General features: G+C 55.7%; 15 protein-coding genes and 3 tRNA genes. 2 read left to right on the plus strand and 16 right to left on the minus strand.

The window, feature by feature from the left end; genetic code table 11:
- Positions 1-652: 652 nt before the first annotated feature.
- Positions 653-1,387 (minus strand): hypothetical protein, encoded by a 735-nt coding sequence (locus DW806_RS11025; protein WP_118729982.1) that lies wholly within the window; start codon positions 1,385-1,387, stop codon positions 653-655.
- A gap of 19 nt (positions 1,388-1,406) precedes the next feature.
- The gene (locus DW806_RS11030) at positions 1,407-1,925 is read right to left on the minus strand and encodes a peptidylprolyl isomerase (RefSeq protein ID WP_110435791.1); all 519 of its coding nucleotides are present in this window, start codon (positions 1,923-1,925) and stop codon (positions 1,407-1,409) included.
- Between the two features lie 650 nt (positions 1,926-2,575).
- Between DW806_RS11030 and DW806_RS11035 the strand changes: the two genes are divergently transcribed.
- Positions 2,576-3,274 (plus strand): ClpP family protease, encoded by a 699-nt coding sequence (locus DW806_RS11035; protein WP_118729983.1) that lies wholly within the window; start codon positions 2,576-2,578, stop codon positions 3,272-3,274.
- A 315-nt stretch (positions 3,275-3,589) separates the two neighbouring features.
- On the opposite strand, the gene DW806_RS11040 is transcribed toward DW806_RS11035, so the two are convergent.
- The 10 genes from DW806_RS11040 to DW806_RS11085 form a co-directional block, all read right to left on the minus strand.
- On the minus strand, positions 3,590-4,492 hold the full coding sequence (locus tag DW806_RS11040; protein WP_118729984.1) for a DMT family transporter: 903 nt from the start codon (positions 4,490-4,492) through the stop codon (positions 3,590-3,592).
- Between the two features lie 66 nt (positions 4,493-4,558).
- Positions 4,559-4,634: transfer RNA gene (locus DW806_RS11045), tRNA-Thr, on the minus strand.
- A gap of 2 nt (positions 4,635-4,636) precedes the next feature.
- A tRNA-Trp gene (locus tag DW806_RS11050) sits at positions 4,637-4,712 on the minus strand.
- Positions 4,713-4,718: 6 nt separating this feature from the next.
- Positions 4,719-4,794 (minus strand) — tRNA-Asn (locus DW806_RS11055).
- Between the two features lie 412 nt (positions 4,795-5,206).
- Complete coding sequence (locus DW806_RS11060) at positions 5,207-6,472, minus strand: dihydroorotase (protein WP_118729985.1); 1,266 nt, start codon at positions 6,470-6,472, stop codon at positions 5,207-5,209.
- 24 nt (positions 6,473-6,496) lie between these two features.
- The gene (locus DW806_RS11065) at positions 6,497-7,891 is read right to left on the minus strand and encodes an aminopeptidase (protein WP_118729986.1); all 1,395 of its coding nucleotides are present in this window, start codon (positions 7,889-7,891) and stop codon (positions 6,497-6,499) included.
- Between the two features lie 26 nt (positions 7,892-7,917).
- On the minus strand, positions 7,918-8,502 hold the full coding sequence (gene coaE / locus DW806_RS11070) for a dephospho-CoA kinase (RefSeq protein ID WP_118729987.1): 585 nt from the start codon (positions 8,500-8,502) through the stop codon (positions 7,918-7,920).
- Between the two features lie 16 nt (positions 8,503-8,518).
- Entirely contained in the window at positions 8,519-9,451 is a 933-nt protein-coding gene (locus tag DW806_RS11075) for a restriction endonuclease (protein ID WP_118564557.1), read from the minus strand.
- A gap of 1 nt (position 9,452) precedes the next feature.
- Positions 9,453-10,478 carry an L-threonylcarbamoyladenylate synthase gene (locus DW806_RS11080; protein WP_118729989.1) on the minus strand — a complete coding sequence of 342 codons (1,026 nt, stop codon included), beginning with the start codon at positions 10,476-10,478 and terminating at the stop codon, positions 9,453-9,455.
- Positions 10,479-10,502: 24 nt separating this feature from the next.
- Entirely contained in the window at positions 10,503-10,940 is a 438-nt protein-coding gene (locus DW806_RS11085; protein WP_117492616.1) for a hypothetical protein, read from the minus strand.
- Positions 10,941-11,051: 111 nt separating this feature from the next.
- Between DW806_RS11085 and DW806_RS11090 the strand changes: the two genes are divergently transcribed.
- Entirely contained in the window at positions 11,052-11,444 is a 393-nt protein-coding gene (locus DW806_RS11090; RefSeq protein ID WP_188886712.1) for an HIRAN domain-containing protein, read from the plus strand.
- Positions 11,445-11,446: 2 nt separating this feature from the next.
- Here DW806_RS11090 and prfA read toward each other — a convergent pair whose 3' ends face one another.
- The 4 genes from prfA to DW806_RS11110 all read right to left on the minus strand — a co-directional run bounded on the left by prfA (position 11,447) and on the right by DW806_RS11110 (position 16,045).
- Entirely contained in the window at positions 11,447-12,511 is a 1,065-nt protein-coding gene (gene prfA, locus DW806_RS11095; RefSeq protein WP_118729990.1) for a peptide chain release factor 1, read from the minus strand.
- 49 nt (positions 12,512-12,560) lie between these two features.
- Positions 12,561-13,316, minus strand: a complete 756-nt coding sequence (locus DW806_RS11100; protein WP_158578356.1) for a YdcF family protein — start codon at positions 13,314-13,316, stop codon at positions 12,561-12,563.
- A complete protein-coding gene (locus tag DW806_RS11105) occupies positions 13,313-15,241 on the minus strand; it encodes an ABC-F family ATP-binding cassette domain-containing protein (RefSeq protein WP_118729992.1) in 1,929 nt (642 codons plus the stop codon). The genes DW806_RS11100 and DW806_RS11105 overlap by 4 nt, the downstream gene beginning before the upstream one ends.
- Positions 15,242-15,400: 159 nt before the next feature.
- Positions 15,401-16,045 (minus strand): HAD family hydrolase, encoded by a 645-nt coding sequence (locus DW806_RS11110; RefSeq protein ID WP_118729993.1) that lies wholly within the window; start codon positions 16,043-16,045, stop codon positions 15,401-15,403.
- Positions 16,046-16,110: the final 65 nt, after the last annotated feature.

A 16,110-nucleotide genomic window follows, 5' to 3' on the forward strand; every position in this document is an offset into this window, starting at 1 on the left:
TTGGTTGACAGGTGCAGGCACCTATACATATTAAGTATAGCACATTCTGACAGTGTGTGGTACTGAAATTTACGCAAATTTTGCAGGATTTCAAGCGGAAAGGGATAGAAAAAAGGCGGACCGTTGGTCCGCCCTCAGGCTGTCGCAAAACTGCAGTTTCGCCGACAAGAGGAACGGACCGCAGGCCGTTCCAAAGTCGTCCAAAAGTTCCTCCCGATGGTCGAAACTTTTTCCCTCTATAAGTCAAAAAGCCGAACGCTATCCTTGCGCGGCTTCTCGGCCGCGCTGCGTGGCACATATCCCCGGATTTTTAGAATTTGCACAGCAAATTCTATTTGATGTGCGCTATCGCGCGAATTAACTTTAAAAGGACGCACATTGTGCGTCCTTTGAGGCTGTCGAAAAACTATCGTTTTTCGAGCAGCCTCTCGATCGAAACCACGCTTTCGATCGAATGCTGAAGAAAAACCGCGCCCTCCGGACACATTTTTTCTTCCCTTGTATAAAAACCGAGGTACACGCCCCCGGTTTTTATGAATTTGCTGCGCAAATTCTATTTTATGCGTGCTGTCGCACGAAGCACAAAATAGAAATCTGACTTTTTCGACAAGCTGAAAAGGACGCACTATGTGCGTCCTTTTACGGGATTTCATCAGTATCTCAGCAGAATACCGTGCGGTTCAGCCTCACCGGCAGGCAGCAGCGCCGCCGTGATGTCCGGCCGGCGTGTTTCGATAAAGTTTACGCCTTTGCGGATGAGTTCCGCAAGCGTATTGGGATCGTCCGTGCACCGGCTCATGGTGAACAGCCCCGCCTGTCGGCACGCCGAAACCAGCCGCTCGGACAAATCCTTCGGCTCGGCCCGCAGACCGAACAAACCGGTTGTCTGCGCGGCATTGACCAGCGCGTCAATCTCGCTCGGCAGATTGGGCATCTCACCCATGATATGTAAATCCGGGTTGGCAGACGCAACACGAGCTGCTTCCACCAGTCCCAGACCGATGATGATCGTGTCATCCAGACAATCCGCATACCGCAGCGTCATACGCAGCTGCCGCAGCATGGTCTGATCGTGCACGGTGATGGCAATCTTGCCCTGACAGGTGCGTGCCAGCTCGATCGCCTGACTAACCGGCGTCAGCTGCGGCGCCGCCTGATGCAGCTCCGCGTAGCTGTAATCGCGGACGGGCAGCCTCGTGCCGTCGGGCGCGGCAACACAGCCGTCCGACGAAAGCACAGCAATACCGTCCGATGACATGGCAACCGAAAAACAGCAGCCTTTTGCGCCCTCGTCGTTGCCGGCCAGAATGGATTCCAGTCCGCCGCGTTCGGTATCCATGCAGCCATCCGCAGACAGGACAAAAATCTCCTTATTGGTATAGTACAATACCGATCCTCTCCCTCTGTTACAGGGTCTCCGGAGCCTCGTACTCTACGCCCTGCGTATCCACGGTAACGGACTTCATCTTCTGCTCCTCACGCGGACGGTCGTGCCAGTCGCGCTTGGTGTTAACGATGGCATCAACAATGTCCATGCCGTCGATAACCATGCCGAAGGAAGCATACTGACCGTCCAGATGCGGTGCGTCCTCGGTCATAATAAAGAACTGGCTGCCTGCGGAGTCCGGTGCAGCGGTACGCGCCATAGACAGAACGCCGCGGGTGTGGTTCAGGTCATTCTGGAAGCCGTTTGCGGTAAACTCGCCGCGGATCTCATAACCGGGGCCGCCCATGCCGGTGCCTTCCGGGTCACCGCCCTGAATCATAAAGCCCGGGATGACACGATGGAAGATCGTGCCGTCATAAAAGCCCTTCTGCACCAGAGAAACAAAGTTGCGAACCGTGTTCGGTGCAACTTCCGGGTACAGCTCTGCGCGGATTACGCCGCCATTTTCCATTTCAATCGTAACGATAGGATTGCTCATTGATATCAACTCCATAATTTTTGTCATTTTGCAGCATATGCACAGCCGAGCTGTACATATATGTACCTCTATTGTAGCAAATTTGGAGTAGAACGGCAAGTGGTGTTTGTCGAACAGCGGCAGCTATCCATTATTTTGCGCTGATCGGCTGGGGCACTTGAACCGTGCAGGCGGTTCACCCTGTCCGGGCATGGTGTTTTTCGCTGAAATTCAGCAGGGAATTGCCGTGTCCGCGGCGGGGACAAAAAGGAAGAGACATCTGCGGTTTGCCCGTAGGCTGCTAAACCTTGTTTCCGCGCCGTGCTCGGATTAAATGAGTGCCCTTCCTTTTTGAACGCCTACCTTTTCCTTGTTAGATAGTCTGGCGCAAATCAGAGAGCGGCGACCGCTCCGCAGGATACCGCTGTAAAAACCTGTCACAAAAACTGGTAATCCACTTTATCCACAGGACTTTCCACAGGGTATCTGGGGATAACCTTGTGCATAAAGTGGATAACTTTTTGTATACACCCTCGCAAGCCGCCGTATATCTCGGTTTTTCGACTACGCATTGTAATATCGGCTGTGGAAAAACCACCGCTGCATAATCCACCGCACCTTGTGGAAAACTTGTGATTAGGGCAAATTCACCACTTCAGGAGGGATCATCTATGTCCGAAGAAACCCCGTCCATTGCCGCACCGGAACAGAATGCCATCGCGGAAACCGGCTCGATTACGGCAAAAACAGCGCGCGGAACGATACACTGCATCACCATTGTCGGCCAGATCGAGGGCCACATGGAACTGCCCGCACAGAACAAAACCACCAAGTACGAGCACCTCATCCCGCAGATTGCGGCAGTGGAGCAGGCGGAGGAGATCGACGGTCTGCTCGTGCTGCTCAACACGGTAGGCGGCGATGTAGAAGCCGGACTTGCCATCGCTGAGCTAATTGCAGGCATGAAAAAGCCGACCGTGTCGCTCGTGCTCGGCGGCGGGCATTCGATCGGCGTACCGCTGGCCGTTGCCGCCAAAAAGAGCTTTATTGCCGTTTCCGCCGCTATGACCATTCATCCGGTGCGGATGAACGGCACGATCATTGCTGTGCCGCAGGCATTCGAGTATCTGGCAAAAATTCAGGAGCGCATTGTGGATTTCATCACCTCGCACTCACATATCACCGCCGAGCGTCTGCAGCAGCTTATGCGCGAAACCGGTCAGCTGACCGCCGATGTCGGCACCGTGATCTCCGGCAATCAGGCCGCCGCACTCGGACTGATTGATGAGGTCGGCACGCTTTCGGATGCGCTGGAAGCGCTCTATACGATGATTGGCGAGCACAAAACGCAAAAAAGAGACGGTAAATAACCGTCTCTTAGCTTGTCGAAAAAGCAATATTTGATTTTTATGCTTCGTGCGGCAGCACGCATTCAATCGAATTTGCTTTGCAAATTCATAAATTCCGGGAGCATGGCCCAGGCCACCCTCTCTTGCCGCTATGCGGCAATTCACCTTGTGTATCTCGGAATTTATACAAGGGAAGAAAAAATGTGCCCGTCAGGGCGCGGTTTTTCTTCGGTTTCGCTCGAAAGCGTGGTTTCGAGCGAGAAGCTGCTCGGAAAACGTTAGTTTTTCGACAGCCTCAGAGACGGTAAATAACCGTCTCTCCGTCTGTCTTTTGCATTATACGCTCTGTTTTTTCTGTTCCGGCAGCTGTGCCAGCACGATAGCGCCAAACATCAGCACACAGCCGAAAATCTCTCGGCCGGACAGCGCCTGACCGAGAATAAGCCAGCCTGCGATAACCGAGATAACCGACTCCAGACTCATGATAAGCGATGCTACCGCCGGGTTCATGCCCTTCTGACCGACAATCTGCAGGGTATACCCCACGCCGGACGACATCGCGCCTGCATACAGGATGGGCTTCCATGCCGCGAGGATGTTCGCCCAGGTGGGATGCTCGAAAATCAGCATGCCGACACCCGCAACGAATGCGCAGACCCAGAACTGGATGCACGCCATCTTCACGCCGTCCACCAGCGGCGAAAAATGGTCGATGACTGTGATATGGATGGAGAACAGCAGCGCACACGACAGACCGATGAGGTCGCCCATCGCGAAGCCGAAGCTGCCGCCCGTCATGCACAGGAAGTACAGCCCGGCCATTGCCAGCGCAACGCCGCACCAATGCTTCACACCGCATCTGCGGCCGAACAGCAGGCCGAGCAGCGGCACGATCAGGATGTAGCACGCGGTGAGGAATCCGGCCTTGCCGACTGGCGTATACAGCAGCGCGAACTGCTGGGTGATGCTGCCCGCGCACAGCGCCGTGCCGCAGCACATACCGCCGATAACGAGCGTTTTGCGGGCTTTGCGGTGCTCCTCGGGCGCTTGCTTCGGATGCGGGCCGCCGCTTTTGCCCAACACCGCGATGACCGGCAGCAGGACCAGTCCGCCGATGACGTTGCGCGCGAACACAAAGGTGAACGGTCCGACATACTGCATGCCGACGCTCTGCGCCACGAACGCCACACCCCAAATCGTGGCCGTCAGCAGCAGAAACAAAGAGTTTCGCAGCTTCATATCTGTTTTTCTCCCTCATTTGCGGATTTTTTCATAAAAAAAGAACCGCTTATAAGCGGTTCTTCATGGAGCTGCTAACCAGATTTGAACTGGTGACCTCATCCTTACCAAGGATGCACTCTACCGACTGAGCTATAGCAGCATTGGCAGGGGCAGTAGGGATCGAACCCACGGCACTCGGTTTTGGAGACCGATGCTCTACCAGCTGAGCTATACCCCTATAAAGTGGCTCCTCAAGTTGGACTCGAACCAACGACCCTGCGGTTAACAGCCGCATGCTCTACCAACTGAGCTATTGAGGAATATAAAATGCTGGCACACGCTGTTTGGATGGTTTATCGCAATCAGCTTGTATATTATAGCGCGGATACAGCTTATTTGTCAATAGGTTTTGCAAAATTTTTTCGCAAGTTTTTTGCTTCCGCGCAGAATGTCAAAGAGGGACCCTCTCGGGTCCCTTCAGTCTGTCAAAAAAGTATTATTTTAATTTTTACGTTTCGTGCGGTAGCACGCATAAAATAGAATTTGCGAAGCAAATTCATAAATTCCGGGAGCATGTATCTCGGAATTTATACAAGGGAAGAAAAAATGTGCCCGCAGGGCGCGGTTTTTCTTCAGTATTCGCTCGAAAGCGTGGTTTCGAGCGAAAGGCTGTTCGAAAAACGATAGTTTTTTGACAGCCTCGAGGGACCCTCTCGGGTCCCTTTTCAGGCTTTATTCGGTAACTTTCGTGCCGGTAACGATCGCCTTCGGCGAACCGGTGAGTTTTTTACCGGTATACGGCGTGTTGATTCCCTTGGATTTATACGTTTCGTATACCTTCTCGGTATCCCAGTCCAGCAGCACCAGACGGGCGAAATTGCCTGCCTGCACAGCACGGTCGGTCAGACCGTAAATCTCGGCAGGAGCCTTGCTCATGCGGTCAACAAGCTGCATCGGCGTGAGCTTGCCGGTCTGAACGAGGTAAGTATTGCACACCGAGAATGCGGTTTCCAGGCCGGTGATGCCGGACGGCGCCTTTGCGAACTCGCGGGCCTTCTCCTCCGCGGTGTGCGGCGCATGGTCGGTTGCCACCATGTCGATGGTGCCGTCCGCCAGAGCCGCAATCAGCGCCTGACGGTCAGCCTCCTTGCGGAGCGGCGGATTCATGCGCGCATAAGTGCCGTGTGCCGGCACATCATCCTCGGTCAGCGACAGATGATGCGGCGTGACCTCGGCGTAAATCTTCGCGCCCATCGCCTTGCCCGCCCGAATGAGCGCGACAGACTGCGCGGACGAAACGTGCTGGAACAGCACCCGTGCGCCGGTATCGAGCGCCAGCGCAATGTCACGGCCGATCATTGCAGATTCCGCGCTCGCCATTGCGCCCGGTACGCCGAAATGCTTGGCGGCCGCCGAGCCGTAGTTCACACCCGGGGACGGCACGAGCGACGGCTCCTCCTCGTGGAAGGAGAGCAGCGTGCCGCGCTTGGCGGCTTCCGCCATGGCGGTGCGGCACAGCGCCGCACTCGTCAGATTGATGCCGTCATCGGTCAGGCACGGCGCGCCCGCTTCGAGCAGTGCGTCAAAGTCGGTCAGCTCCTGCCCTTTCAGGCCCTTGGTGACCGAGCCTGCCTGCAAAACCTGCACCGGACAGTCCTTCGCCTTGTCGGTAACGTAGCGGATGATCTCGGGTGTGTCACAGGTCGGCACGGTGTTCGCCATGCAGATTACCGTGGCATAGCCGCCCGCGGCTGCCGCCGCTGCACCGGTCAGCACGTCCTCTTTCTGGGTCTGACCCGGATCGCGGAAGTGCACATGGCCGTCCACAAAGCCGGGAGATACCGTCAGCCCGCTCGCGTCATACACCGTGCAGCCCGCGGGCGCGTCGATGTGCTCTGCCACCTGCGCGATAACGCCGTCGTCACCGATCAGCACATCACACAGCGCATCCATCTGCGTATACGGGTCGAGAACCCGTCCGTTTTGAATCAACAGCATGGTAAAACCTCCGTTTTATCTCGTTTAATCGCGGTAGAACGCACCAAAGCCCTTGTATGCCATATACAGATCCAGCTTGGCAATGCACTCGAACGGTGCGTGCATGGAGAGCACCGGAACGCCTGCGTCTACGGTGTCAATGTTGCGGTTTGCGAGGTACATGGCAACCGTGCCGCCGCCGCCCTGATCAACCTTGCCAAGCTGACCGGTCTGCCAGATAACGCCCGCCTTGTCAAAGATGCAGCGGATGCGCGCCATCAGCTCAGCGGTTGCATCCGAGGTGCCGGACTTGCCGCGTGCGCCCGTGTACTTGACGAGCGCGAAGCCGCAGTTTGCGCGCGCATCGTTGCGCTTCTCGGAGACCTCCGGATAGTTGGGGTCAAAGGCGTTGCAAACGTCGGCAGACAGGCAGACCGAGTTCTCAAAGCACTCGTCGAGCAGCACGTCCTGGGCGCGGCAGAGGTCGGCCATAAAGGTGTCGAACGCGCGGGACTGCATGCCGGTTACGCCGTCCGAGCCGATCTCCTCCTTGTCCACCAGCAGGCAGACGCCGGTATGTGCCGGAGTCTCGGTCAGGTCGAACAGAGAGGTTGCCGCCGGGTAGGAGCAAACGCGGTCGTCGTGGCCGTACGCGCCGACAAACGAGCGGTCAAAGCCGATGTCGCAGGCGTCAAACGCCGGAACGCAGCACAGCTCTGCAGACAGGAAATCCGCTTCGGTCATGCCGTACTCGCGGTTGAGGTGCTCCATGATGGCGAGTTTGATCTTCTCGCTGCACTTTTCGTCCACGGTTTCGCTCGGAACCGAGCCGATGAGGATGTTCAGACCCTCGCCCTTGATGACCTCAGTCGCCTTGCGGGTCATCTGCTCGGTTGCAAGGTGCGGGAGCAGGTCGGTGATAACGAACTTCGGGTCGGTCGGCTTGTCGCCTACGCGCACCTGCACGCGCTTGACCTCGCCGTTCTCGCACACGCAGACAACGCCGCGCAGCTCGAGCGGAATGGCCGTCCACTGGTACTTCTTGATGCCGCCGTAGTAGTGGGTCTTGAAGAACGCCATGCCGTTGTCCTCGTACAGCGGCACGGTGCGGATGTCAACGCGCGGTGCATCGAGGTGCGCGGCGGTCAGGCGCACACCCTCGGCGAGGCTCTTTTCACCAATAACAGCCAGCATGATGCCCTTGTGGCGGTTGATGCGGTAGATCTTGTCGCCCGGACGAAGCGTGTCGTCACGCGTCCAGGCACGGAAGCCCTTGCTCTCAGCCATGCGGGCGATTTCCAGCACAGCGTCACGCTCGGTTTTGCTCTCGTCGAGGAATTTTTTGTAACCCTCGGCGTAGGTCTGAATGCCCTGCTTGTCCTCGTCGGTCAGACGGTCAAAGCCGGTCTTTTTGTCGTAAAAAAGCTGTTCGGAAGTCATGTTGCATTCTCCTTTTTTAATCCGAATCACTTAATGAGTTGACTGTATAAAGCATCGGTGTCCCGATAGAGTGCATCGAGATCGCCGTTGTTTTCGATGATAAAATCGCATTTTTCGCGGTAAAACGCGTCGTTCGGCTGCGCATCGATGCGGGCGCGTGCGGCTTCATCGGACAGACCGTCCCGCTCGATGATACGGGCAACGCGCGTGTCGTGCGGCGCGAGCACAGCGATGATTTTGTCGCAGAAGTCATCCGCACCGGCTTCAAACAGGGTCGGCGCATCGTACAGCACGATTGGACACGCGCTCTGCGCGCGGATGGCCTCGAGCGAAGCCGTGCGAATATACGGTGTGGTGATTTCGTTGAGCTGCTGCAGCTTTGCAAGGTCGGAAAACACGATTTTCGCGAGTTTCGGACGGTCAAGTACGCCGTTCGCGTCGGTTACGCCGCCGAAGGCGGTATCGAGCGCGGACAGCATTTCGCGGTTCTCCGCGCAGAGCGTGCGGTAGACGGCATCCGCGTCCACCCAGCCTGCCCCGAGAGCGCGCATACGCGCGGCAACCGTGCCTTTGCCGGTGCCGCTGCCGCCGGTCAAGCCGATGATTTTCATTAGTTTCACTTCCTGATTATTCTCCCTTAAAGAAGTCCGAATCTATCTTTTTTATCACATATTGTGTCTCAACCGAAACGCCAACATTATGTTCAATCATCAGATTGACCAAGCGTATCCCATCCACCAAAACAATGTTTCCTCTATTTTCAGCATATTTTTTCGCATCATCCGAAAACCGTGCTGTTGTGATAAACAATCCGTGTGCAGTCCCGCTCGGTAAGGCACCATAAAATTTTTGCAGTTCCGGGCGGCCTACTACCACTTGCGGGTCCCATCTTTTCGCTTGAATATAGATTTTACTAAAGCCCAATTTATCTTGCCGAATCACGCCATCTATGCCACCATCACGCGATTGATGGCTTATTTTGCTGAGATCTCGTTCTGAAACGCCATATCCCATTTTACCCAACAAGTATGGCACCAACCATTCAAAAAATGCCGGCGTTTGTTCCATAATCTCTTGAAGCAATTCATCAGCCAGCGATTTGTTTAGTGTATCAACTGCTTTTGTAATCAGTTCATCCGGTGCTTCATCTATCAAAGGTTGTACGTCGCTTTGGGGACTTTCACAACGTAATTCAACATTTTCATCTTGAACTTTTTCAGAATTCAGATATTCTGTAAATCCTTTATAGCGGCTTAAAACCGTATTATCTATCTTTTTCAAGCGTTTGGAAAGGAGTTTTTGCCCATCTGTTGTGATTCGGCAATAACCACGCTTCGCAGAACAAATCAACTCTGCTTTCATCAGATATGCCTTTGTCCAAGCTACTCTATTGCTGAACACAGTTCCCGGTTTGTTAGGTGCCCTCTCCGCCAATTCATCCTCTGTCAGATGACGTTTTTTAGCAATCGCATCCTGTATATCAGATAGGCTATGTATTCGATTATCTGCTAATACACGCAAAAAATCCGCATACATTTCATCATATTTCGGAATAGCCATGTTAAACCTCCACCACCGAAAACCCCGCCGCTTTCTTGATACGGTTCGCCACTGCAAGACCGAGACCTTCATCTGAGGGGCACTGCGCCCAAATCTGCGTTACGCTGGTATCATCGAACGCCCGCAGGCGGTCGAATACCTCGCGCGCCTGTGCACCGAGATCGTCCCTCGAGCCGAAGCACTCCACGATGCAGTTCGGGAACATATTCTTGTACTCATCAAAGCACAGTACGCCGGTGGAGTCCCCGATATGCGCTGCAATGTACTTTGCCGTGTCCTGCGGATCGCCGCGCACGACCGTTACGGGCGCTTTCGGCGCATAATGCCGGTATTTCATGCCGGGCGCCGACACCTTCACGTCATCCCCGATCTTCTCGTACAGCGCGCGGTCAACATCCACCTCGCCGAGCACCGAGCGCAGCTGTTCGAGCGTGATGCCGCCCGGACGCAGCAGACGCGGACGCTCGAGCGCGAGTGTGATTACCGTGCTCTCCACGCCGACGCCGCACGCGCCGCCGTCCAATACAGCCGCAATCTTGCCGTCCATATCATGCATGACGTGCGCCGCCGTGGTCGTGGACGGTCTGCCGGACGTATTCGCGGACGGAGCCGCCAGCGGTACGCCGCTCTCCCGAATCAGCGCACGCGCCATCGGGTGCGACGGCAGGCGGATGCCCACGGTGTCCAGTCCGCACGAAACCTCGTCCGGAATGCAGTCGCCCTTGGGCACGATCATGGTCAGCGGACCCGGCCAGAACGCCTCGGCAAGCTGCTTTGCCTGCGGCGGAACCGCCGGACACAGGTCGTAAATCTGCTCGAAATCCGCGATGTGGACGATCAGCGGGTTATCCTGCGGACGGCCTTTCGCAAGGAAAATTTTCTTTACCGCCTCGCCGTTCAGCGCATTCGCCGCAAGGCCGTATACGGTTTCGGTCGGCATGCCGACGACCTCGCCCGCTCGAATCAGTTCTGCGGCGGTTTTTACCGCGTTTTCGTCGGTTTCCGGTGTCAAAAGAGTTGTTTTCATCAGTTTACACTTCCATTTATGATATCAATGGTCTTTTTCTTCCACTTTGGTGACGATGCCGTTTTCCAGCGTCAGGTCGAGCGTTACCTCATCAAACGGCTGTGCAATGAGGTACGAAAGGCAGGTATCGGTGTCTGTATAGTCCGGCGTGCCGAGCAGCTCACGCACCTCGTCTGCGCTCATGCCGACAAGTTCGATGCTGTCCTGCAGGTCGCTGACCATGAAATGCCGCTGGCTCGGTGCGGTTTTCGCCCAGTTTTCCGCAGAAAACGTCTTTGGCACGCCGATACCGAGGTCAAAATAACGGTTTGCGTTCCAAATCCCGCTCCCCACGAGCAGGATTGCCAGCACGCACGAAATACACCAGTGGACTTTCTTCGTCCCGCCGCGAAACAGCTGCACACTCGCCGCAAGAAATACGGCGATGCCCAGAACAAGTAAAATTACACCACTTCTTAACATGAAAATCCTCCTTTTATTATAAGGGTCTGTGACCCTTGTTTCCCACCAAAGAGAGGTTTATCGTACATTCACCATGCTATACTCCAATTATAAAAGAAAGGAGTGCTTCGCATGGCAAAGAACAAGAACATTTTCGTCACGATAACAGGCTTTAATCACTATTACGGCCTCGAACCGTTCAAGATCGGCAATCTTATCCGATGCATCAAGGAGCCGAGCAACCCGTATGACAGTGATGCCATCCGCGCGTTTCTGCCGTACATCGGCAAGGTCGGCTACATTGCCAACAGCCCGCAGACCAAGGCCGGCGGCACGGAAAGCGCATCGCGCATTTACGAGCGCGTGCCCAAGCGGTTTTACGTCCGCGTGCTGTTCACCACCTGCACGAAAATTATATGCCGCGTAGAGTTCGGCGATATGTCCGATCTGAATGCTGAGTTGGAGAGCCAGACCGAGGACAAGTGGGACGATTGGGACAATGAGGATGACGAAATCCAGTTCTAAGGCTACATTTCGCTCTGCTCTTTCAGCTTTTCCGCTGTGTCAGCCGCGATGAGTGCGTCTAAAATCTCGTCCATATCGCCGTTCAGGAACTGATCCAGCTTGTAGATGGTCAGCTTGATGCGGTGATCGGACACGCGATTCTCCGGGAAATTGTAGGTGCGGATGCGCTCCGAACGGTCGCCGGTGCCGACCTGGCTTTTTCGGTCGGCGGCGATGGCCGCACGCTGCTTTTCCACCTCGGCCTCGTACAGCCGCGAACGCAGAACGGACAGCGCCTTGTCCTTGTTTTTGTGCTGGCTGCGCTCATCCTGGCACTCTACGACCGTATTTGTCGGAATATGGGTGACACGGATAGCCGATGAGGTCTTATTGATGTGCTGACCGCCCGCACCGGATGCGCGGAACGTGTCGATGCGTAAATCCTTCGGGTCGATGTAGAAGTCGAGTTCTTCCGCTTCGGGAAGGACAGCCACGGTGGTTGTCGAGGTGTGAACGCGGCCCTGACTTTCGGTCTCGGGCACACGCTGCACGCGGTGTACGCCGCTCTCGAACTTGAGCCGCGAGTACACCTTGTCGCCTGCCACGCGGAACACGATTTCCTTATAGCCGCCGAGTTCGGTCTCGGATTTGTTCATGACCTCGGTCTGCCAGCCGCGCTTGTCGGCGTACATCGTATACATGCGGTAGAGGTCAGCGGCAAACAGCGCGCTTTCCTCGCCGCCTGCACCGCCGCGAATCTCAACGTAGATATTCTTCTCGTCGTTCGGGTCCTTGGGCAGCAGCAGGATTTTCAGTTCGTCCTCCATACGGGCAATGTCGCTTTTCGCCTGCTGCAGCTCCTCCTGCGCCAGCTCCTTCATGTCCGGGTCGGACAGCATTTCGGTCGCGTCCGCAAGCGTGCGCTGTGCCTGCTCGTATTCGCGGAACGCCGTGACGATCGGCTCGAGTTCGTTGCGCTCGCGCAGCAGCTTGGCCGCCCGGTCGGGGTCGTCGTATAAATCCGGCGCGGAAAGCCGCATTTCCAGCTCGTCCAGCCGCGCCGCTAAGACTTTCAGTTTTTCAAACATATTCTATCTCCAAATCGTGTGAAGCACGGAAAATTCATCAAAATTGCGTTTACCAGCGTCCGGTGAATATCAAGCCCATGATGGAGCAGTATTCGCGGCACCTTACCGCCATCCACTGCCCCGGATACGGCGTTTTCGCGGGAACGCCTGCGTCGCCCAGACCGGCATGCGCCAGCAGGCGGCGTGCACGGGCAAGATGATAATCATTTGTAATTACGGCAACCGCTGCGCCCTCGGGCAACAGCTTTTTTGCGTTGGCGATATTCTGGATGGTCGTGCTCGACTTGTCCTCCAGGATCAGCCGTTCTGCGTCTGCGCCGTGCGCGACCATGTAATCCTGCATGGCGGCAGCTTCGGTGCACGGCTCATCGCCGCCCTGACCGCCGCACAGGATGGCCTGACTGCCCGGATTGACGTTCAGCACCGCGATCGCCGTATCGCATCGTGCCGCCAGAGCCGCCGACGGCTGTCCGTTCGGATTGACGAGCGCACCCAGTACCAGATAGTAATCCGCCTGCGGCGCAGCTGACGGGTCATCCTCGTCGAATGCTATGCCGATCACAAACATCTGCACCGCCGCAAACGACAGCACAAACAATGCAAACAGTACGCGTCCCACGCGCGACAAAAGGCGACACGCCTTATGCTTTTCGCGTCCGCAAAGCATCAGCCATTCCCCCGTACAGCCGATGGCAAGCGCCAGCAGGAAAATACCGCCGAACCGCGACGGCTTCCAGAACAGCTGCGGCACGCCAATGACAGCGAACAGCACCGCAAGCCCTATCCATACCCTTTTTTCTTTCATTGCAGTTCCTCCAGCTCGGCCGCAACGGCTTCCCATTCGTCCATTTTTGCGGCGAGTTTTTCGTCACAGGCTTCTTTTTCGGTCATCAGCTCGAGCAGCTTGCCGGAATCCGATGCCGCGTCCACCATCTGCTGTTCGAGGTCGGACGACTGCGTTTCCAGCTGTGAAATCTCGCGCTCAAGCGTGTTCAGCAGCTTTTGCAGATTCTTTGTGCCGCCGGTGCGCTTAGGTTTTTCGGGCGGCTTGGGTCCGTCGTCCAGTGTCGGGACGGCGGCCTTTTTCTTTTTGGGCGCCGGTGCGGGCGCCGCTTCCGGCAGTGCGCCGCCGCCCTTGGCGCGCCAGTCGAGGAACACACTGTACGAGCCGATAAAGTCGGTCAGGTAACCGTTTTCGAGGTAGAGCACGCGGGTTGCAAAGCGCTCGACGAAGTAGCGGTCATGCGAAACAAACAGCAGCGTGCCGTCGAATGCCTCAACCGCCTCCTCAATCCACTCGCGAGATGCAAGGTCAAGGTGGTTGGTCGGCTCGTCGAGGATGAGCAGATTGAGCGGATCGTACATCAGTTCACACAGGCGCAAACGGCTTTTCTCACCGCCGGACAGCATATCCACGGTTTTCAGCTGGGTTTCACCGGTAAACTGGAACGAACCGAGCCGGTTTCGCGCCACCTGCATGGATACGTTCTTGTCGTAGATGAGCGTGTCGATGAGGTTGCGGTGCGGATTGGCAAAATACACCTGCTGCGGCAGGTACGCCGGCTTGAGTCCAACGCCCTTGCGGATGACGCCGCCATCCGGCACTTCCTCGCCGAGCAGGATTTTCAGCATGGTGGTCTTTCCGGCGCCGTTTGCGCCAAGCAGCGCGACACGCTCGCGGTTGCGGATGTTGAACGATACATTGTGTAATATTTCTCGTCCGTCATAACTCTTTGTAATATCACGAACCTTGAGCACTTCCTCAGTCTCGTAGTTCGGGTCACCAAACGTGACGGTCATCTTTTTGTCGGTCTTGGGCCGGTCAGTGACCTTCATACGCGCAATGCGCTTCTCGATGGACGCGGCACGCTTTGCCAGATGCTCGGTGCCGTGCTCGTGCATGGAACGCGCAGTCGCCTCCAGACGCTTTTTCTCCGCCAGCTCGTGCTCGTGGTGCTTGAGCTGCTCCTCACGGCGACGCTCACGCTCGACCGCATAGTACGAGTAATTGCCGTTGTAGAAATCGCAGGTGCAATCGTGGATTTCAATCACGCGGTCGCAGCACTGGTCGATAAACCAGCGGTCATGCGAGATAATGAGCACGGTGCCGCGGTAATTCTCCAAATAATTGCCCAGCCAGTCCACAGCGTCCATGTCGAGGTGGTTGGTCGGCTCATCGAGCAGCAGCACGTCGGTCTGTTCGAGAATGATGCGGGCGAGGTTGATGCGCGTTTTTTCGCCGCCGGAGAGCAAGTCAAACTTCTGCGAGCGCATTTCCTGCGCGATTTCAAGACCGTTGCACACACGATTGATCTCGTAATCTCGGTTGTAGCCGCCGAGGATTTCCAGCCGCGTTTCCAGCTGCGCGTAACGCTTGAGCAGCGATGCGTCATCCGGCTTGCGCGTCATTTCATCGGTCAGCGCGTCCATTGCTGCCGCAACTTCGTCGGACTCCTTGAACGCCAGACGGAGAATATCCTCCACGGTCGATTCCGGCGGAAAATCCGGCATCTGATCAATGACACCTGCGGTTCGTCCCTGTCCGAACGCAACGTGTCCGCCGTCATACGACAGTCTGCCGGTCAAAATATTGAGTAAAGTGGTCTTTCCGGCGCCGTTTGCGCCTAAAATAGCAACCTTTTCGCCCGGCTGAATGTCGAAGGAAATGTCCTTCAGGATCAGGCGGTCACCATAATATTTGGTCAGGTTTTGTACGGTAATATCTGCCACGGAGAGAACTCCTTTCAATGCACTTTTATTCAGTTTATATTATAGCACAATGTGCCCCATAATAGGAGAGAAAACCTGCATAATTTGCAGATTTTTGCGCGGTTTTCTCTGCTCGAAAACGCAAAAAAGCTGTCTCGAAAGACAGCTTTTTATGGAAATTCAGAGCAGCAGCGGCAGCAGTTCCTCCGCGCGGTCGACTACATGCTTCGCGCCTGCGTCCTCCAGCTCCTCTCGGCCGCCAAAGCCGAACGTCACGCCGATGCAGTCAATACCGCATTGCTTTGCACCTTCCACATCGTGCAGGCGGTCACCGACCAGTACAGCCTGTGACAGATCCTGCACCTGCAAACGGTCGAGCGCCTGCTGTGTGACCTGTGCCTTTGTGCCGATTGTGCCATCCAGCGTTGCACCGGAAACCACGGTGAAATACTGCGCAATATCAAAGTATTTGACGATTTTATCAATGAAAAACGCCGGTTTGGACGATGCAGTAGACAGGGTCTTTCCGGCGTCCGTCAATGCCTTCAGCAGCTCCGGAATCCCGTTGTAGAGCATGTTCTCCTTCCAACCGATCACGCCGAATCGCTCACGGTAGAACTCAATTGCCTGCTTTGCCTCGGCGTCATCGAAGCCGTAGCTGCGGCGGAATTCGTCGTACAGTGGCGGACCGATAAAGCGCTCCAGAGGCTTGAGCTCCGGCTCGTGGATGCCCATTTTATCCAGCGCATACTGCACCGATTTAGTAATGCCCTCGCGTGAATCGGTAAGTGTGCCATCCAAATCAAATAAAATATACTGATACATCGGCGCTTTTCCTCTCAGTAGTATAGAAAAAGCAGCAACTTTCGTTGCTGCTTAGATGTAGGCGT

Origin of the sequence: Butyricicoccus sp. AM32-19, from assembly GCF_003480365.1 — a bacterium.
Lineage (GTDB): Bacteria > Bacillota > Clostridia > Oscillospirales > Butyricicoccaceae > Agathobaculum > Agathobaculum butyriciproducens.